Annotated in this window: 18 protein-coding genes and 2 pseudogenes; 16 read left to right on the top strand and 4 right to left on the bottom strand. The window is 35.3% G+C overall.

Going from position 1 to position 17864, the window contains the following annotated elements:
• The first annotated feature begins 52 nt into the window (after positions 1-52).
• The 3 genes and pseudogenes from ACR1PN_RS06855 (at position 53) to ACR1PN_RS06845 (ending at position 3594) form a co-directional block, all read left to right on the top strand.
• Entirely contained in the window at positions 53-1267 is a 1215-nt protein-coding gene (locus ACR1PN_RS06855; protein ID WP_433979405.1) for a hypothetical protein, read from the top strand.
• On the top strand, positions 1254-1850 hold the full coding sequence (locus ACR1PN_RS06850; RefSeq protein WP_433979404.1) for a hypothetical protein: 597 nt from the start codon (positions 1254-1256) through the stop codon (positions 1848-1850). Before ACR1PN_RS06855 ends, ACR1PN_RS06850 begins: the two co-directional genes overlap by 14 nt.
• A 390-nt stretch (positions 1851-2240) precedes the next feature.
• Positions 2241-3594, top strand: a pseudogene (locus ACR1PN_RS06845) (IS3 family transposase).
• A 57-nt stretch (positions 3595-3651) separates the two neighbouring features.
• On the opposite strand, the pseudogene ACR1PN_RS06840 reads toward ACR1PN_RS06845, so the two are convergent.
• From ACR1PN_RS06840 to mobA, 3 genes and pseudogenes are all read right to left on the bottom strand, one after another.
• A pseudogene (locus ACR1PN_RS06840) lies at positions 3652-3825 on the bottom strand (YWFCY domain-containing protein); the annotation flags it as partial.
• A gap of 153 nt (positions 3826-3978) precedes the next feature.
• Positions 3979-5259, bottom strand: coding sequence for a conjugal transfer protein MobB (gene mobB, locus ACR1PN_RS06835; RefSeq protein ID WP_433979403.1), 1281 nt, complete (start codon positions 5257-5259; stop codon positions 3979-3981).
• Position 5260: 1 nt separating this feature from the next.
• Positions 5261-5698 (bottom strand): conjugal transfer protein MobA, encoded by a 438-nt coding sequence (gene mobA, locus ACR1PN_RS06830; protein ID WP_433979536.1) that lies wholly within the window; start codon positions 5696-5698, stop codon positions 5261-5263.
• A 649-nt stretch (positions 5699-6347) separates the two neighbouring features.
• Between mobA and ACR1PN_RS06825 the strand changes: the two genes are divergently transcribed.
• From ACR1PN_RS06825 to ACR1PN_RS06815, 3 genes are read left to right on the top strand one after another with little or no spacing between them, the layout of a single operon-like run.
• The gene (locus tag ACR1PN_RS06825) at positions 6348-7115 is read left to right on the top strand and encodes a ParA family protein (RefSeq protein ID WP_433979402.1); all 768 of its coding nucleotides are present in this window, start codon (positions 6348-6350) and stop codon (positions 7113-7115) included.
• Positions 7116-7119: 4 nt separating this feature from the next.
• Complete coding sequence (locus ACR1PN_RS06820) at positions 7120-7515, top strand: DUF3408 domain-containing protein (RefSeq protein ID WP_433979401.1); 396 nt, start codon at positions 7120-7122, stop codon at positions 7513-7515.
• A gap of 12 nt (positions 7516-7527) precedes the next feature.
• A complete protein-coding gene (locus ACR1PN_RS06815) occupies positions 7528-8142 on the top strand; it encodes a hypothetical protein (RefSeq protein ID WP_433979400.1) in 615 nt (204 codons plus the stop codon).
• Positions 8143-8216: 74 nt separating this feature from the next.
• Here the strand turns inward: ACR1PN_RS06815 and ACR1PN_RS06810 are convergent, their stop codons facing one another.
• Positions 8217-9191 (bottom strand): PDDEXK nuclease domain-containing protein, encoded by a 975-nt coding sequence (locus ACR1PN_RS06810; protein WP_433979399.1) that lies wholly within the window; start codon positions 9189-9191, stop codon positions 8217-8219.
• A gap of 189 nt (positions 9192-9380) precedes the next feature.
• Here ACR1PN_RS06810 and ACR1PN_RS06805 point away from each other — a divergent pair, with 189 nt between their 5' ends.
• Genes ACR1PN_RS06805 through ACR1PN_RS06760 form a run of 10 tightly spaced genes read left to right on the top strand, consistent with a single transcriptional unit; the run spans position 9381 to position 17862 of the window.
• Entirely contained in the window at positions 9381-9686 is a 306-nt protein-coding gene (locus tag ACR1PN_RS06805; RefSeq protein ID WP_433979398.1) for a DUF4134 domain-containing protein, read from the top strand.
• 11 nt (positions 9687-9697) lie between these two features.
• Positions 9698-10030: a DUF4133 domain-containing protein gene (locus tag ACR1PN_RS06800; RefSeq protein ID WP_433979397.1), complete on the top strand. Its 333-nt coding sequence runs from the start codon at positions 9698-9700 to the stop codon at positions 10028-10030.
• Positions 10027-12537, top strand: a complete 2511-nt coding sequence (locus tag ACR1PN_RS06795; RefSeq protein WP_433979396.1) for a TraG family conjugative transposon ATPase — start codon at positions 10027-10029, stop codon at positions 12535-12537. Before ACR1PN_RS06800 ends, ACR1PN_RS06795 begins: the two co-directional genes overlap by 4 nt.
• A gap of 49 nt (positions 12538-12586) precedes the next feature.
• A complete protein-coding gene (locus tag ACR1PN_RS06790) occupies positions 12587-13192 on the top strand; it encodes a DUF4141 domain-containing protein (protein WP_433979535.1) in 606 nt (201 codons plus the stop codon).
• A gap of 1 nt (position 13193) precedes the next feature.
• On the top strand, positions 13194-14186 hold the full coding sequence (gene traJ, locus ACR1PN_RS06785) for a conjugative transposon protein TraJ (RefSeq protein ID WP_433979395.1): 993 nt from the start codon (positions 13194-13196) through the stop codon (positions 14184-14186).
• 15 nt (positions 14187-14201) lie between these two features.
• Positions 14202-14825 carry a conjugative transposon protein TraK gene (gene traK, locus ACR1PN_RS06780; RefSeq protein ID WP_433979394.1) on the top strand — a complete coding sequence of 208 codons (624 nt, stop codon included), beginning with the start codon at positions 14202-14204 and terminating at the stop codon, positions 14823-14825.
• A gap of 9 nt (positions 14826-14834) precedes the next feature.
• Positions 14835-15116: a hypothetical protein gene (locus ACR1PN_RS06775; protein WP_433979393.1), complete on the top strand. Its 282-nt coding sequence runs from the start codon at positions 14835-14837 to the stop codon at positions 15114-15116.
• Positions 15100-16395: a conjugative transposon protein TraM gene (gene traM, locus ACR1PN_RS06770; RefSeq protein WP_433979392.1), complete on the top strand. Its 1296-nt coding sequence runs from the start codon at positions 15100-15102 to the stop codon at positions 16393-16395. The genes ACR1PN_RS06775 and traM overlap by 17 nt, the downstream gene beginning before the upstream one ends.
• A 14-nt stretch (positions 16396-16409) precedes the next feature.
• Complete coding sequence (gene traN, locus ACR1PN_RS06765; protein ID WP_433979391.1) at positions 16410-17306, top strand: conjugative transposon protein TraN; 897 nt, start codon at positions 16410-16412, stop codon at positions 17304-17306.
• A 1-nt stretch (position 17307) separates the two neighbouring features.
• Positions 17308-17862, top strand: coding sequence for a conjugal transfer protein TraO (locus ACR1PN_RS06760; protein ID WP_433979390.1), 555 nt, complete (start codon positions 17308-17310; stop codon positions 17860-17862).
• Positions 17863-17864: the final 2 nt, after the last annotated feature.

Here is a 17864-nt window from a genome sequence, read left to right as displayed (position 1 = left end):
GATTAGTAGTGTATATATTATCAAATTAAAAAAATTAAACAAATAACTATTTATGAAATCATTTAAAATAATAGCAGCAATAAGTGTTGTTTCAACATCATTGTTCTATTCATGTGCCTCAGAATTGGAGACAGAAAATAACCAAACTGAGCTTACTTCCAATTCTCAAATGCAGGGACGATCAAGAGAAATTTGCGATCTTTTTAATAACGCAACGGAAAGCACTTTAATACCAGGTGTAAAAGCTGTGTATATTGATAATGGAGTTTCTACGACATGCCACAATAATATTTTGGTTTTTCCTACTGAGCAGTCGTACGAAGATGCAATTTTCCAATTAGATCATATGATTGATAATCACAATGACAGTTTTGATCAGCAAACTGCTGGTATGACTGATGAAGAAGCTGATGATTATTCTGATGCAATAGGTTTTGATGAAGACATGCCCCTCCATAAGTTTGAGGACGAACTAGGATTTTGTTCTTTAAGGCAAAATATTTTAACTTTAGAGGATGATTGGTTAAATCAACAAGGTGATGGAGCATGGAATTTAGAAACTAATCCAGATAGTCATTACGTGGAGGATGAAACTGAAAGAGCATTACTTAGTTTAGGATCTGAATTTATTGTTGGTAATTGTAAAGTCGGTTATAAATATTATAAAAGATTTGACTGGGGTACCGTTGAAATCGAAATCAACGATTTAGCTGCACTATCAACTTTAGTAACTGCTCTAAATAATATTGTAGGTCCTACTAACATTAATGGAGCTACATTGGCACAAGTTAATGAAGTTGTAAATGCATCTGACAGTCCTAATAAAGTTGATATTAAAGATATTGGTGCGATTATCGGTGCTTTACAACCTAGTACCGATTGTAGAGAAATAGCTAAAGAAAAAGGCGAAAAAGTATTTAGTAGTGATAGGAGAATTATATGGAAAAATAAGTTTGTAAGGAAAGCTGGATTCGGAAATTCATCACCACATGTCAGAGGAAAATCTTTAACTAAATCGTTTAGAAAGAAAAAAGGAAAATGGAAAAAATATAGAGCAACAATCAGTTCAGGTTTTGATGGAGTAATTTACAATAATTGCAGCAACACAGTATCTATGGTAACTTCTAAACAAAAAAAACGTAAAAGATTAAAAGAGCTAAAATCGGTAAGTGATCTAGGAAATTATCAGATACATAAGCTTAAGCCAAATGCACTGATAAGTCAACATAAACAAGAAGGAAACTATTTTCAAGATGAGGTATATTAGTATATATCAATATAGTCGTTTTATTAAAAGCATTGAGGGCAAGTTCCTCAATGTTTTATTCTTATTATTTTCATTAAGTTTTTTTTCACAAACTACCAATTTAAGAGTTGGGATCAAAGCAGGATGGAACTATTCAAATGTTAGTGCTGTAGATGAAAATGGAGAAAAGTCTGGCTATATCAGTGGTATTATAGATGAAGTTTACGGAGCTGTGGTTTTTGAGAAACAGATTTCCATGAGTACTTATTTGCAGGTTGCTCCCACAATATCATTTACTGATGCAGTCACCTTTATAGAATTGCCAATTTATTATAAATACAATTTTTACAAAGATTTGTCGTTACTCGTTGGTCCAAAAATTAATTACATACCTGATGAACAAAATAATAACTTTTATTATTTTCGGAATAGATTCGGTTTCAGTGCAGATATAGGTGTTGAGTATAAGTTGTCCAAACGTTTTAACATTGAAGGAACATTCTCAAAAGGTTTTACCAAACAATTTGATCAATTAGCATTAACATACTATGGAGCAAGAAGAGATGTTTATCGAGTTGGTTTAACTTATTATTTTGTTAATTAGTTTATCTAAATAAACTTAAATCAATATTTTGATCCTCTCCTACACTTATTAAAATTCTTTTCCGATACGTGTCCATAAAAAAAAACTTGATTTTCTTCCAATAAATCAGTTAAGGAATTTTTACTTAATATTCACATGATTATACATCTGCTCGAAAGTGAATAATTTTTATAGATGTTCGAAAAAGCTCGAGAAATTTTTCTCCGTAGTCTATTGTCACTGTACTTAAATGATATACTTTTTGGCAATTAGTAGCATGCATAACTAGCTTTATACTTGTAAAAAAACATGTAATTAATTGTTTATCAAAAGTTGTAAATCGTCAGCAAAAAGTAGACAGTATATAGTATAAAGTTAAGGAGTGTTTTCAAAAAAGAATTACATTTAATTATGGAAACACCTAAAAAGAAAAGTTCCGAAAAATTCGTAAAAGACATCCGTAAAAATACCAGACGGATCTTCACAGCCGAGCAGAAAATTTTAATCGTTATGGAAGGACTTCGTGCAGAAACTTCTGTAGCAGAGCTTTGCAGACAGCATAATATTGCCCAATCTCAGTTTTATTCTTGGAACAAAGAATTTATGGAAGCCGGTAAAAAACGGCTCAATGGTGATGTTGTTAGAGAAGCCACGAGTGATGAAGTGTCGGATTTGAAGAAAGAGAATGCCCGCTTGAAGGAAATGGTTGCCGATTTGGTTTTGCGCTACGACATCGTAAAAAAAAGCTTGGACATGCTGGATTAACTCATAAATACAGAAAGTTTATGAGACGATCAGCAGGAGAAAAGTACGAAATTATTCAAGCCGTAACCACAAGTGAAATTGGTGTTAAACGAACCTTGGAAAGCTTTGGGATTGCAAGAAGTACTTTCTACAAATGGTATCAGAAATACCTTGAAAACGGCTACGATAGCTTGGAGACAACCAAAAGAATATCTAAAAGACAGTGGAACAGCATTCCGGAAGAGCAAAAAGATTTGGTAGTAGAAATCGCTTTGGAACACACCGAACTTTCCTCAAGAGAACTGGCGCACAAAATTACCGATGAACAAGGTGTTTTTATCTCAGAATCCAGTGTTTACAGGATTTTAAAGCAACGGGATTTAATCCCCTCACCCAATCATTTTCTTCTTTCAGCAGCAAATGAATTTAAGGATAAAACAGAATTTGTGCATCAAATGTGGCAGACAGACTTCACTTATTTTAAAGTGATTGGCTGGGGTTGGTACTACCTAAGCACTGTTTTAGATGATTACAGCAGGTCATCCACTGGGAGCTATGCGATTCGATGAAAGCTGAAGATGTGAAAAGAACAGTAAATACAGCGATTGAAAAAGCAAAACTAAAGTCTAAAGCCAAACCAAAATTACTTTCAGATAATGGTTCCTGTTACGTATCAAACGAACTCAGAACATACCTGAAAGACGATTTAAAGATGAAGCAGGTTCACGGAAAACCGATGCATCCGCAAACTCAGGGCAAAATTGAACGATACCATAGAACGATGAAAAATGTGGTTAAACTCAATCATTTTTACCATCCAGAAGAATTAGTGGAAGCTGTAGAAAAATTTGTAGAAAACTACAACAACAAGCGATATCACGAATCTTTGAAAAACCTTCCTCCAGCGGATGTTTACTTCGGAAGATCGGAGCAGATTTTGGAAAAAAGAAAACAAATAAAATCAGATTCAATCCGAAAAAGAAGACAGTTGTATTTTCAACAGAAATTAATAAATTTATAAAACTAAATACTCCTTAAGGAATTATTACAAAATGTCCAAGTTAGTTTGAAGACTTACAGCAGTCCGGTTAAAGTTGTTTAAAATTTTGTTGACTAGCTCTAAAGTCCAGCCATGCTCTAAAAAGAATATATGACAGAACCAATAGATGTGCATTAATAGTAAAAGGATGCTCACTGCCCGCATAAAACCCATGATTTTTGCTAATCCTCTTAAGTCGTCTTCTCCCTGCATTTGATAAATATTTATTGAGGACTAATCTAGAGGCAGGGTGAAAATTATCAGGAAAGATGTCATTTAACGGCTTCAATTTGCTTTATGAGTCATGATATTTTAAAATATTGACATATACTCTTCATGTTGAATAAGAGTGTATAATGCTCTTCATCATATTTTTTTCTTTTTAGATTTTTTCTTCATTCTGTTAGCAAAATCTATTTCCTCAAAGTCTTCAGTTTGAACATCGGGAAGAAGTCCTCCCAATCCTTTAATAAGATCTAATTCAGGTCCTTTACGACTTAAAATATCAAAATAATTATGTATTTCGTGATTATTTAGGTCTTGAACATTGTTATAATGCTGATATTCAGATTTTTGTTCAATTTTATTTTCAGGTTTTTGCTGATTTGAATTCCAATAATCATTAAAGATATTCGCTGAAAATTCTTTTCCCAATCTTGAACCGTTCCATACTGTTTTTGATTGGTTGTCAATGAAAGTAATCCCATACATTTTTCCCTGATCATTCCTTCTTACGATACAGTCGATATTTTTTAATGATAATTGTTTTTTGAATTCCTTTTCTCCCTGAGAAGATTTTAAACAATTTAAAATTTCTTTTTTCAACTTTTGTTTGGAAGGATGATTTTTCAGTAACGATTTATTTTTTTCAAATTGCAACTGAATATTTTTTAGACCGGCCTCCTTCCCAACTCGGGAAGCTTTTATAGGATTGCCTGCTTTTTCACCTTTTTCGTTTAACGGGAAATATAATAATCCTTCTTGCATCTTTCCATCCAACTCACCTTGTACTTTCTCAGTGGTGATATTATATATAGAAAGTAAAGCATTGTATTCTCCTAAGGATTGAAATTGATAATAATGGGGTAGATGCCGTATGACGGATGCGATCTGCTTTTTTACATTTCCTTCATCATATTTTACTGGTTTGAAAATTTTATCATTTTGTTTTCCTATACTTTTTTCAGTATTTGTCAATCCGTATTGATTCTCAATTGCTCTGCAGGCTTTCATCGAGCGTATCCTCTCGAATTTATCCGAAATCTTTTTTCCATTTTCATCCACACATACAGACACAATGTGAATGTGGCTTCTTTCAATATCAGTATGTTTAAAAACTACATAGGGCTGATTGCCGTAACCCATCTCATTCATATATTCCTGAGCTATCTGCAAATATTTTTCATTAGACACCTGATCATCAGGGTGAGGATTTAAAGAAATATGGAGCGTATGTTTTTCAGTATTTTTGTTGGCTAAAAGATAAGGTTCAAATGATTTTGCTAATTGAGACACCGTATATTTTCCATCATAAGTTTCAATCATTTTATTGGTCATTATAATTTCACCTTTATCCTGTTCCATTTTAATGTTATTATAAGATAGAGTGCCAAAGAGATTGCTGCTTCTGCCAATTTTTGCGACCATTCTAATCTGTGTTTTTCAAATGTTTTTGATTAAACTCTTCCGTTAACTGAATGACTTTTTTAAAAATTTCAATCATTCCGAGCGTCTGTTTTTCTAATTTGTAAAGAAATGCAGCTGCTTTCTTCTCTGAAAAATTGCTGTAGAGTATCTTTACAACCTGATTGTAATTAACACCAACAACCCGAAATTGACTGTGAAAAGAAGTCAGTCTCATATAAAAATCTAAAGTTCCCTTATCAAATTTTACGGTCTTGATAGATTTATCAAATATACAGGCAGTAATAAAATGAGCTTTTACATCCATTCCTGATTGTTCAAAAAGTTCTAAAAATTTCGAATGTTCAACAGCATTAAATGAAATGGTATATCGAAACTTGGCAGGATCTGCCTTTGGTCGGCGACCTGTCTTTCTAACTGGCTTACTATTTTTATCGTCCATCATTAATCAATTTTAATTTAAAATAAACATCGACTTCGGAGATTGTTTTCTGCCCCCTGCAAGGGCAAGTTGTTTTAAGCATCCGAAAACGTTTCGAGATGCTCAAAACACAACTTGCCCCTTTCGGGTGAAAGGAAAAGTTCTTTATAGAAATGGATTTGTCGCCATTTTTATTGAGTAACCTTATGCTCTTTATGCCCTAAATATTTCTATAACAAAGTAAGCTGCTATCCTTTAGAATTGCAGCAAAGTATGAGGTGCCAATAGGAGACCTTTAAAGACAACATCGACCATGCATACAAACACAAAGAAGATATGATATTCATTTGCATTAGAATTAGAATGAGTGCAGGCATTCCCAGTTGCAGAGCTGATTGATTTACTGAAGTAATGATGTCTTGAAATCCTGCTTTCCAGCTTTCAGGAATTCAAGCCGTCAGGATCTAAGTATTGCCTGGGTACAAGAAGGAACTCTATCAGGAGGTATTGAAAACTTGATGGTCATCACGGATTATAGAATGCTCTTATGAGGGATAGCCAGACCATCGGCAAGCATTATTGACAACAAGATTTTTAGCTTGAAGTAATTCTTGACTTAGAGCCTGTGTCAGTCATTCTTTTAAATTAAGTTTAACAAAATTCATTAAAAATGGAAACAAAAAAACAAACAACCATTATTGCTTTTTCAACACAGAAAGGTGGGGTAGGAAAGAGTACTTTTACTACAATTATTGCCAGTATCCTTCATTACCGCTTGGGATATAATGTCGCCGTTTTTGACTGCGATTTTCCGCAATACAGTTTAATGCAGATGAGAGAACGGGATTTGAAGACGGTTATGCAGAATGAGGCATTGAAAAAAATGGCTCATAAGCAGTTCACCAGTCTTAAGAAAAAGGCCTATCCTATTTTCCAAAGCGGGGCAGAGACCGTTTTGGAAGAATTGTCGGAGTACCAATCTACTACAGAAATGATTCCTGACTTTATCTTTTTGGATCTTCCGGGAACCGTCAATACGGCTGGTATTTTAAGTACTCTTGCTAATGTACATTATATTTTTTCTCCAATCACAGCTGATCGGGTGGTTTTGGAAAGCACATTGAGTTTTACCGATGTGCTGACCAATGTCTTAATGAAGAAAAAGCAGACAGAAATTAAAAGCATTCATTTGTTTTGGAATCAGGTCGATGGCAGGGAAAAAACAGCCTTGTATGAAAATTACAGTAAAGTAATCAAAGATTTAGGGCTTCATCTAATGAAAACATCCATTAGGGACAGTAAAAGATTTCGTAAAGAGGGCGAGACGGTGGCAAAAACAGTTTTCCGTTCTACCTTACTTCCTGCAGACCTTAAGTTGATGGCAGTATGTGGTCTTGATCATTTCATCGATGAGTTTCTAAACATTATAAAATTGTAAGAAGATGGTCAATGATAAAAAGAATGATGAAGACAACAATATTGATGAACAATATTTGATGTCCATCATGGCAGGTAGTACAAAGAAAGAACTACCGAACCAAGAATCGGAACTGTCTAATGAAAAACCGATTACGAAACAAAAAGTAAAAAACAAAAAAAGTGTTGAAATTACCTATGCTCAGCAATTTCTTACCCATCATACAATGACGAAGCGAGGAGATAAAAGTATTTACATCCGCGCAGAATATCATGAGCGGCTTTCACGAATTATCCAGATTGTTGCCGGAGATCAGATTCCTTTATATGCCTATCTGGATAATATCTTAGCCTATCATTTTGAAATGTTTGAAAAAGAGATTACCGATGATTTCAACAGTAAATACCGTCCAATATTTTAAAATATCAATTATATGGAACAAATAATCATTACAGGTCTGTTATTCATTATCATCCTCATACTTTGGGATAAGAAATTCATAAGTAATAAGAAAAGCAGTACCGAAAAAGATTTGAAATTACCCTCAATTATGGGGGAAACAAAAATAGAAGAAAGAAATTTAAAGCCATCGGCTGCTGATCAAGGTCAAGAAGAATCCATTGTTTCAAATACAAATATTTTTGAATCAGAAACCAAAGGGGAGGAGTTTGAAAATATTCCATTAAAAAATGATTTAGATGAGATATTGATCAATAACAATGACTTGGAAGAAGAGGAGGATTGGTATAATCAGAATAATTCTGAAATTGAAAGCGGTTTTGCCACAGGGGTTACCTTTCAGGAATTAAGTACTGCGGGTCAGCTGCTTCAGGAAGAGATACTGGAGCCTGATTTAGAACAACAAGCGGTCGATATTATTCAAAAGATTCAGGGAACTGAGCTTTTCAATCTTTTAGAAAATTCATTGGGTGATGCTTCAAAGCGGATTGCCCATCTGTTAAGCCAAAGTACTTCTAATGATGAATCTCAGATTTCTTTTAGAGGAAAAAATGATGCTGAAGGTTTCGATATAGGGGAGTTTGTTTAGGCAAATTCCCCTTTTATATTTATGAAGTGTTATTAAAATTATGTAGTACAGAAACTTAAAATTGGCAAATAAATTTAATCCTTTTTATCAAATAGTTCGTGTAATTTCTGCTGTAGGATTTTTTTATCGGGAAGTTGGGTTTTGTATTCAGAAACCATCGTTGGGGAAAGACTTCTGCTAAGCGCATATTCTACAACCTCACTATCTTTATCCTTGCATAGAAGGACACCTATGCTTGGATTTTCATTTTGTTTTTTAACATCCCTGTCTAAAGCTTCCAGATAAAAGTTGAGCTGTCCCAGATGCTCAGGTTTAAATTTGTCTGCTTTTAGCTCGAATGCGACTAAGCATTGCAAACCTCTATGAAAGAATAAAAGATCAATATAAAAATCTGAATTTCCTACCTGTACTTTGTACTCTTCGCTGATAAAAAGAAAATCCCTTCCCAATTCAAGAATGAAATTTTTCATTTGCTGAATAAGACCTTTTTGAAGGTCACTTTCATTAAAAGTTTCCGGTAAATTCAAAAAATCAAAAATATAGCTGTCTTTAAAAGTATTTGCAATATCGGCATTAGATTCTCTCAGCGCTGTTGAGAGTTTTGAGTTTCCGATGATTGTCCTTTCAAAAAGACTGCTGGATATCTGTCTGTCCAGTTCTCTGACGCTGTAATTTTCATTCTTTGTCAGTTTGATATAAAACTCCTGTTCCTCAATAGATTTACATCTTGAAAAAATAGCCAGATTGTGAGACCAACTGATTTCTCTCAACAGTGTTGAGACTTTTGGAAATTCTTTATAGGATTCATAAAACTGTTTCATTCTCCATAGGTTCTTATCTGAAAAACCTTTTAAATCAGGCTCATTACTTTGAATATATTGAGAGAGTTCCTTGACCACTGACTGTCCCCATTCACTCAATTCTACTTTATTACTGATATAAGCACCAATATTCCAGTACAAATTGATCAATTCAGAATTGACCGCTTTTAAAGCATTGTTACGAGACTGCTTAATCAGTTCAATAATATCCGTGAATCTTTTATCCATAATTCCTTTTTTGAAATTCCCTGCAAATTTACAATAATTTGTAAGCGAACACGCTCGGGTTAAGTATCAGTTCACAGCCAAATGATTCCTCATTAACCCATTTACTTAAAAAAAATCGAGAGCTCCAACACCTTTGTCTCCAAAGCTCACATACCGTGAGTAATGCTAACAATTTAACCCATTTACATTATGGAAAAAGAAAGAAAAAAGATTCTGATTTCAGTATTTGCTTTAATCATGTCCATTCCTTTATCAGCACAAGGTAACGGCACCGCAGGAATCAATGAAGCCACGCAAATGGTAACTTCTTATTTCGAACCCGCCACACAACTTATCTACGCTATTGGAGCGGTCGTCGGACTGATTGGAGGAGTCAAGGTTTACAACAAGTTCAGCAGTGGAGACCCTGACACTTCCAAAACTGCTGCCAGCTGGTTTGGGGCCTGTATCTTTTTGATCGTTGCAGCAACCATCCTCCGTTCATTCTTCCTTTAAAATTGATGATTATGAATTCATATAATATCAATAAAGGAATTGGAAGAACGGTAGAGTTCAAAGGATTAAAAGCACAGTACCTGTTTATTTTTGCAGGAGGATTATTGGGAATTTTAGTATTCGTAATGATCATGTATATGGCAGGAGCTCATACGTATCTCTGCCTTTTCTTAGGAATATCGACGAGCAGTATTCTCATTTGGCAAACCTTCTCTTTGAACCGCAGGTATGGAGAGCACGGACTGATGAAACTTGGGGCAAAAAAAAACCATCCCAAATATATCATCAGCAGAAGATCAGCGAGTCGATTTTTGAAAATCAATTCTAAAAAGGTTGCCGTATGAGAAATCAATCCAAGGCAGCCACTTTAGAGAGCAAGTTTCCTTTATTGGCTGTAGAAGACAATTGTATTATTTCAAAAGAAGCTGATGTTACGGTATGCTTCAAAGTACGATTACCGGAACTTTTCACAGTTGCTTCTGCTGAGTATGAAGCCATTCATCAGGCTTGGTTCAAGGCAATCAAAACATTGCCTGATTACAGTATTGTTCATAAACAAGACTGGTACATCAAAGAAAACTATCAACCTGATTTGACTAAAGATGAGCAAAGCTTTTTATCAAAATCTTTTGAAAGACATTTTAACGAAAGACCATTCCTCAATCATTACTGCTATCTGTTTATCACCAAAACCACCAAAGAGCGGATGCGGATGCAGAGTAATTTCTCATCACTCTGTAAAGGATTTTTAATTCCAAAAGAAATCAGAGATAAAGAAGTGATTAATCGATTTATGGAATCCGTAGATCAGTTGGAAAGAATTATGAATGACAGCGGTTATATTTTTCTTGAAAAAATGACCGCTGATGAAATCACGGGAAGTGAAAAGCAATCAGGTTTACTTGAGCAATATTTGACCTTATCCAGAGAAGTCAATCCATCCTTGCAGGATTTACATTTGGGAGCTGAAGGGATGCGTATTGGAAACAGCCGTATCAGCATGCATACTTTGTCAGATACAGATGATCTTCCCGGAACGGTTTCTTCACACAGTCGTTACGAAAAACTGAGCACAGACCGGAGTGACTGTCTTCTGTCTTTTGCTTCTCCGGTAGGCTTGCTTCTGAATTGCAATCATATCTACAACCAGTATTTATTTATCGATAACAGTGATGACAACTTAAGCAAATTTGAAAAGTCTGCCAGAAATATGCATTCATTAGCTAAATACAGCAGAGCCAATCAAATCAATAAGGAATGGATTGAGAAATACCTCAATGAAGCCCATTCGTATGGACTTCAATCCATCAGAGCGCATTTCAATGTCATGTCTTGGTCTGACCAACCATCAGAACTCAAACAACTTAAAAACGATACCGGAAGTGCATTGGCATTGATGGAATGTAAACCCAGACATAACACTACAGATGTCGCCACTTTGTATTGGGCAGGGATTCCAGGCAATGGAGGAGATTTTCCGAGTGAAGAAAGCTTCTATACTTTCATCGAACCCGCTCTTTGTTTTTTTACGGAAGAAACCAACTATCAGAATTCTCCTTCTCCATTTGGAATTAAGATGGCTGACCGTCTGACCGGAAAGCCTATTCATTTGGATATTTCTGATCTTCCCATGAAACAGGGGATTATCACCAACCGAAACAAGTTCATCCTAGGACCATCAGGAAGCGGAAAATCTTTCTTCACGAATCACATGGTAAGACAATACTATGAACAGGGAGCTCACGTCCTCTTAGTAGATACAGGTAATTCATATCAGGGATTGTGTGAACTGATCAAAGGAAAAACCAAAGGAGATGACGGAGTTTATTTTACCTATACTGAAGACAACCCTATTGCCTTTAATCCTTTCTATACCGATGATGGGGTATTTGATATTGAGAAAAGAGAAAGTATCAAAACACTCATCCTTACTTTATGGAAAAGAGATGATGAACCTCCTACACGATCCGAGGAAGTTGCTTTATCCAATGCAGTAAGTGGGTATATTGAAAAAATCAGGAACAATGATTCTTTTCCATCTTTCAATGGTTTCTATGAGTTTATCAAAGAAGATTATCAAAAGATATTGGAGCTGAAGAAAGTCAGAGAGAAAGATTTTGATATCGCCAATTTCCTCAATGTACTGGAGCCTTATTATGAAGGAGGCGAATATGATTATCTGCTTAATTCAAAAGACCAGCTTGACCTCTTATCGAAAAGATTTATTGTTTTTGAAATCGATGCAATTAAAGACCATAAAATCCTTTTTCCTATTGTTACCATTATCATTATGGAGGTATTCATCAATAAAATGCGCCGACTCAAGGGAGTTCGTAAACTCATTCTCATTGAAGAAGCCTGGAAAGCCATTGCTAAAGAAGGAATGGCAGAATATATCAAATATCTTTTCAAAACAGTCAGAAAATTCTTCGGTGAAGCAATTGTGGTTACGCAAGAGGTTGATGACATCATACAATCTCCTATTGTAAAAGAAAGTATCATCAACAATTCCGACTGTAAAATTCTTCTTGATCAACGTAAGTACATGAATAAGTTCGATGATATCCAAGCAATGCTGGGATTGACAGAAAAAGAAAAAGCTCAGGTTTTATCCATCAATATGAACAACGATCTTAGAAGACTTTATAAAGAAGTCTGGATTGGCTTAGGAGGAACTCATTCGGCAGTGTACGCAACCGAAGTATCAACGGAAGAATACTTAGCCTACACTACTGAAGAAACAGAAAAAATGGAAGTCATGAATCTGGCTTCTGAACTTGATGGCAATGTAGAACATGCTATTAAGAGGATTTCTCTTAAGAGAATCAAATCGAATACAAAAGAAAAGTAAATCAATTTAAAATTTTACAACAATGAAAAATCTAATCATCACATCAGTTATGGTTTTTGCTTCAGCATTTACCTCAACCTATAAAGCTCAATTTGTAGTCACAGACCCTGCAAATTTAGCTTCAGGAATCTTAAACTCAGCCAATGAAATTGTTCAGACATCTTCTACAGTATCCAACGTAGTCAAAAACTTTAATGAAGTAAAAAAAGTCTATGAACAAGGAAAAGAATATTATGACAAACTTAAAGCTGTCAATAATCTGGTCAAAGATGCCAGAAAAGTTCAGCAGACTGTTTTATTGGTTGGTGATGTTTCTGAAATGTACGTCAACAACTTTGGGAAAATGTTGAATGACCCCAGTTTTAATGCCCAGGAATTGACTGCCATTGCAAATGGATACTCTACTCTTTTAAATGAAAGCACGGAGCTTCTAAAAGAACTAAAACAGATTGTGAACGTATCCAATCTTTCACTTAATGACAAAGAGCGTATGGAAATTATCGACAGAGTGTATAAAGAAGTGAAAGATTATCACAGTCTGGTTCGCTACTTTACGAATAAAAATATTTCCGTGAGCTATCTCCGAGCAAAGAAGCAGAATAATACACAAAGGGTTTTAAACCTTTACGGAACGTCCAATCAAAAATACTGGTAAGATGGAACCCACTAATTTACATGAGGTATTGCGTTCGGTCTATGATGAGATGATGCCATTATGCGAAGATATGGCAACAGTTGCAAAAGCTGTTGCCGGTCTTGGCGCACTGTTCTATGTTTCCATTAAAGTATGGCAGGCATTGAGCCGTGCAGAACCTATTGACCTTTTTCCGCTATTAAGACCTTTTGGTATCGGAATCTGCATCATGTTCTTTTCAACATTGGTTTTAGGAAGCATTAATGGTGTTTTAAGTCCGGTCGTTCAGGGAAGTCGTTCGATGTTGGAGAATCAGGTTTTAGATTTAAATGAGCTTCAACAAAAGAAAGATCTTTTAGAACGGGAAGCTATGCTCAGAAACCCTGAGATGGCTTATTTAATTTCCAATGAAGAGTTTGATAAAAAGCTTGAAGATTTGGGCTGGTCACCTTCCGATTTGGTTACAATGTCGGGAATGTATATCGAGCGTGAAATGTTTGCCATAAAAAAAGAAATTCGTGACGGTTTTCGGGAATTTCTTGAAATTCTATTTCAGGCTGCCGCCTTGGTGATTGATACGATAAGAACATTCTTTTTAATTGTACTGTCAATACTCGGTCCCATTGCCTTTGCAATTTCTGTGTGGGATGGTTTTCAATCTACGCTGACCCAGTGGCTGACGCGTTACATCAGTGTTTATTTATGGCTTCCGGTTGCTGATATTTTCAGTTCCATTTTAGCTAAGATACAATCACTGATTATTGAAAGAGATATCGAAATGCTCGCTGACCCCAACTTTATTCCTGATACCTCCAATACCGTTTACATTATTTACATGATTATAGGAATCATTGGATACTTCACGATACCTACGGTTACAGGTTGGGTCATTCAGGCAGGAGGCGCAGGAAACTTTACACGAAATGTCAATCAGACCGCTCAAAAATCCGGAAATATTGCAGGAGCTGCGGTAGGTTCTGCAACAGGGAATATTTCAGGAAAACTTTTAAAATAATTAAAACAGATACTAATGGAATTTAAAACCTTAAGAAATATAGAAAACAGTTTCAAGCAAATACGGTTGTTCACCATGATTTTTGCTGTTCTGTGTTTTGCAGTGGTAAGTGTTGTCGTTTTTAAATCGTACACATTTGCAGAAGCACAGCGACAGAAAATCTATGTCTTGGACAATGGCAAATCCCTTATGGTTGCCCTTTCACAGGATATGTCCATCAACAGACCTGTTGAGGCCAGAGAGCATGTGAGACGATTTCACGAATTGTTTTTCACGGTAGCACCAGATAAAAATGCTATTGAAAGCAATGTGAAGCGTGCTTTTTATCTGGCTGACGAATCAGCATTCAATTACTACAAAGACCTTTCTGAAAAAGGATATTACAACAGAATTATCAGTGGAAATATTCAACAGAGAATTGAAGTAGACAGCGTCGTTGCAAATTTTGACAGTTATCCGTATCAGGTTAAAACTTTTGCAAAGCAATATATTACCCGCTCCAGTAATCTGACTACAAGAAGTTTGATTACCAACTGCTCACTGGTCAATTCAGTGAGATCTGACAATAATCCTCAGGGGTTTACCATTGAGAAATTCAATGTTGCAGAAAATAAAGATGTGGAAACTGTTAACCGATAAATGTTGATTATGAAAAAATTTAGAAAATCAGTTGACCAGTATCTGGAATTACTAGAAAAACGATGGCAAAAACTTCCAAAAGCAAGACAAGTCTTATTCACAAAAATCTTCTTTACAGGATATGTGTTTTTGACTTTTATGGTAGTTCTACAGTTGTGGTTCAAAGGCAGTTCCTCAAAGGATACCTTAACCATAGGGCATATCAATAATATTCCCAAAGGAATTATTAAAAAACAAACCTTATCTGAAACGATTCAACTTAAAAATGACAGCCATGAGAAATACAAATAGCAACAGCATTCGAGTGACTGAAGGAAATCCCAAAACATCAGATTCCATTGAAAATCAAAATCCAAAACTGAAGTTTGAAAATTTCAAAAAACCTCTGATTTATTTTTTAATGGCAGTGGCTTGTGCAGGATGTCTATATCTTATTTTCAAACCAAAAGACCATAAAATTGCAGAGAAAGCTGGATTTAATACAATGATTCCACAGGCTGCAGGTGACCAACTCCAAGCTGATAAACAGAAAGCTTACGAACAGCAACTTTTAGAACAGAAAAACGAAGAAAATAAAAGTAAGCTCACTACACTTGCCGATTACTGGAACAATTCAGATTCGCCTCAGGAAGATTTACAAAGTTCCGCAAAATCATCTCCCAGTACGGTTAAGGATCAGAATGCGTTAAACAGCTATCGGAATGCTCAGCAGACTTTGGGTTCTTTTTACAGCAGAGACGAGCAGGAAGTCAATAATCTCAGAAAAGAAATCAGCAGACTGAAAAATGAAGCCAATCAAAAAAGTTCGGAGCCTGCAGGAATGGGAATCAATGACCAACTGGAGCTGATGGAAAAATCGTATCAGATGGCTGCAAAATATCTTCCTTCGAACTCTAAAAGCGAAGAAATTGTAGAAGAAAAAAAAGCTGAAAATCTTCCTCAGAAAGAGAAAGACTTTACAGTTTATGCGAAGCCAGTTAAACACTCAGTTGTTTCAATCCTCTATCGAGAACCATCAGACAGTGCCTTTCTAAGGCAACTCAATCAGAACACTTTTAAAGGAATACAATCAGAAGAAAAGCATTCACAAAGTCAGAGCAGAAACAGCATCCATGCGGTTATTCACGAGACCAAAACTTTGACCGGAGAATCTACAGTTTCAATAAGGCTTAATGAGAGTTTAAAGCTAAAAAACAGGATTATTCCCAAAGGAACATTATTAAAAGCCATCAGCAAATTTCAGGGAGGAAGATTGCATTTAAAAATTACCTCCGTTGAATATGACGGAGACATTATCCCGGTTGAAATTAACATTTATGATAATGATGGTCAACTGGGTCTATATGTTCCTTATTCGCCTGAGCAGAATGCCTTAACCGATATTGCAGCCAATATGAGCCAAAGTTCAGGAACGAGTATCATGATGACACAATCCGCAGGACAACAGGTCGCAGCTGATTTAAGCAGAGGCTTGGTTCAGGGAGTTTCGGGATATTTCCAGAAAAAAGTACGGCAGCCAAAAATCACTGTCAAGTCAGGACATCAGGTTCTCTTAGTTTCTAAAAAATAATTAAAACAATCTTTATGAAAATATTAATCAAATCTTACTTAGCCATTTTATCGATATTCATGCTAAACAAAGTTAATGCACAGTCGGTTGAAGGTTTTGCCTCGCTTACTGAAGCAAGACTGGAACCTTTTAAAATGGAGGTTACCTACAATAAAACATCACACTTGTTATTTCCATCCCCTATTCGATATGTGGATCTTGGAAGCGAAAATCTTATCGCAAATAAAGCAGAAGATGTTGCTAATGTCTTAAGAATAAAATCATCTGTGAAAAATTTTGAGGAAGAAACCAATTTTTCGGTAATTACTCAAGATGGAAAGTTCTACAATTTTGATGTTTTTTACAGCTCATATCCAGATACTTTAAATTATGATCTGCTTAAACTTCAAAGAAAAAATGAGAGGGATTACGCTACCGATGTTTTGTTTGAAGAACTAAAAGGGGAATCCTCTACACTGACCGAGCTTTTAGTAAAAACATTATATGAAGAACCTAGACGAACGGTTAAGCATCTCGGTTCAAAAAGCTATGGAATTCAGTTTATTTTAAAATCTCTGTATGTTCATGAACGCAAATTCTATTTCGTTCTAGAACTTAAAAACAAGAGTAATATTTCTTATCAAATAGATTTTGTCAACTTTAAAATTGTCGATAAGAAAAATCTTAAAAAGACAGCTTCACAGGAAAAAGTTCTTTCACCTCTCCGAAACTACCCGAACCTTGAGAGCGTTCAGCATCAATCAAAATCATCGATTCTGTATTTATTAAACCAATTTACTTTGCTTGAAGGACAGGTTTTAGAAATCGAAATTTGGGAAAAAGATGGTGGTAGACATCAGAAATTCCAGCTTGAAAATTCAGATTTGGTGAACGCCAAAGTTGTGGATACGTTAAACTTAAAAATCAGATAAAATGAGAGGATTGATTTGCATTATTATGTTGATGCTTTGTCATACATCGATGAAAGCTCAGAGAATGACCCCCAAACAAAAAGCGATTGAAGTAAGCGCAGGAACACTTTTGAAAAAGCATCACGACAACTACTTTGTTAATCTTGGATTAGTCGTTTATGCTAAGAAAGGCAATTACTTTTTGTATTCATTGGAGTATTCTAAAAGTATAACTGACTATAAAACTTTTAAGATTCCAATCGAAAATTATCTTGGAGAAGCAGGACTCAGTGTAAATCTGATTTCTAACAGTACAAAAAGCCTGATGATTAACAGTTCAATTTCTGCTGTTGGTGGATATGAAGAAATCAACAAGAACGAAACAGATTTACCCGATGGAGCTTTATTAAGAAATGAATCAAGTTTAATTTATGGAGCTTCAGGCCGCTTAAGTCTGGAACTCTACCTGTCAGACCGGTTTGTTCTTCTTGGTTATGGAAAAACAAGAATACTTTGGAACACTTCACTTGAAAGTCTAAGACCTTCAGCAGGTCTTGGACTCAGAATAAATCTTTAAAA

This window comes from Chryseobacterium sp. RLHN22 (assembly GCF_051011795.1).
In the GTDB taxonomy this organism is placed as follows: domain Bacteria; phylum Bacteroidota; class Bacteroidia; order Flavobacteriales; family Weeksellaceae; genus Chryseobacterium; species Chryseobacterium zhengzhouense.
This window is presented reverse-complemented; position numbering and strand designations above follow the sequence as displayed.

Excerpts from the sequence above, each read along its gene's own strand:
- ACR1PN_RS06855 (WP_433979405.1), top strand. The coding sequence starts at position 53 with ATGAAATCATTTAAAATAATAGCAGCAATAAGTGTTGTTTCAACATCA.
- ACR1PN_RS06850 (WP_433979404.1), top strand. The coding sequence starts at position 1,254 with ATGAGGTATATTAGTATATATCAATATAGTCGTTTTATTAAAAGCATT.
- mobB (WP_433979403.1), bottom strand. The coding sequence starts at position 5,259 with ATGGTCGCAAAAATTGGCAGAAGCAGCAATCTCTTTGGCACTCTATCT.
- mobA (WP_433979536.1), bottom strand. The coding sequence starts at position 5,698 with ATGGACGATAAAAATAGTAAGCCAGTTAGAAAGACAGGTCGCCGACCA.
- ACR1PN_RS06825 (WP_433979402.1), top strand. The coding sequence starts at position 6,348 with ATGGAAACAAAAAAACAAACAACCATTATTGCTTTTTCAACACAGAAA.
- ACR1PN_RS06820 (WP_433979401.1), top strand. The coding sequence starts at position 7,120 with ATGGTCAATGATAAAAAGAATGATGAAGACAACAATATTGATGAACAA.
- ACR1PN_RS06815 (WP_433979400.1), top strand. The coding sequence starts at position 7,528 with ATGGAACAAATAATCATTACAGGTCTGTTATTCATTATCATCCTCATA.
- ACR1PN_RS06810 (WP_433979399.1), bottom strand. The coding sequence starts at position 9,191 with ATGGATAAAAGATTCACGGATATTATTGAACTGATTAAGCAGTCTCGT.
- ACR1PN_RS06805 (WP_433979398.1), top strand. The coding sequence starts at position 9,381 with ATGGAAAAAGAAAGAAAAAAGATTCTGATTTCAGTATTTGCTTTAATC.
- ACR1PN_RS06800 (WP_433979397.1), top strand. The coding sequence starts at position 9,698 with ATGAATTCATATAATATCAATAAAGGAATTGGAAGAACGGTAGAGTTC.
- ACR1PN_RS06795 (WP_433979396.1), top strand. The coding sequence starts at position 10,027 with ATGAGAAATCAATCCAAGGCAGCCACTTTAGAGAGCAAGTTTCCTTTA.
- ACR1PN_RS06790 (WP_433979535.1), top strand. The coding sequence starts at position 12,587 with ATGGTTTTTGCTTCAGCATTTACCTCAACCTATAAAGCTCAATTTGTA.
- traJ (WP_433979395.1), top strand. The coding sequence starts at position 13,194 with ATGGAACCCACTAATTTACATGAGGTATTGCGTTCGGTCTATGATGAG.
- traK (WP_433979394.1), top strand. The coding sequence starts at position 14,202 with ATGGAATTTAAAACCTTAAGAAATATAGAAAACAGTTTCAAGCAAATA.
- ACR1PN_RS06775 (WP_433979393.1), top strand. The coding sequence starts at position 14,835 with ATGAAAAAATTTAGAAAATCAGTTGACCAGTATCTGGAATTACTAGAA.
- traM (WP_433979392.1), top strand. The coding sequence starts at position 15,100 with ATGAGAAATACAAATAGCAACAGCATTCGAGTGACTGAAGGAAATCCC.
- traN (WP_433979391.1), top strand. The coding sequence starts at position 16,410 with ATGAAAATATTAATCAAATCTTACTTAGCCATTTTATCGATATTCATG.
- ACR1PN_RS06760 (WP_433979390.1), top strand. The coding sequence starts at position 17,308 with ATGAGAGGATTGATTTGCATTATTATGTTGATGCTTTGTCATACATCG.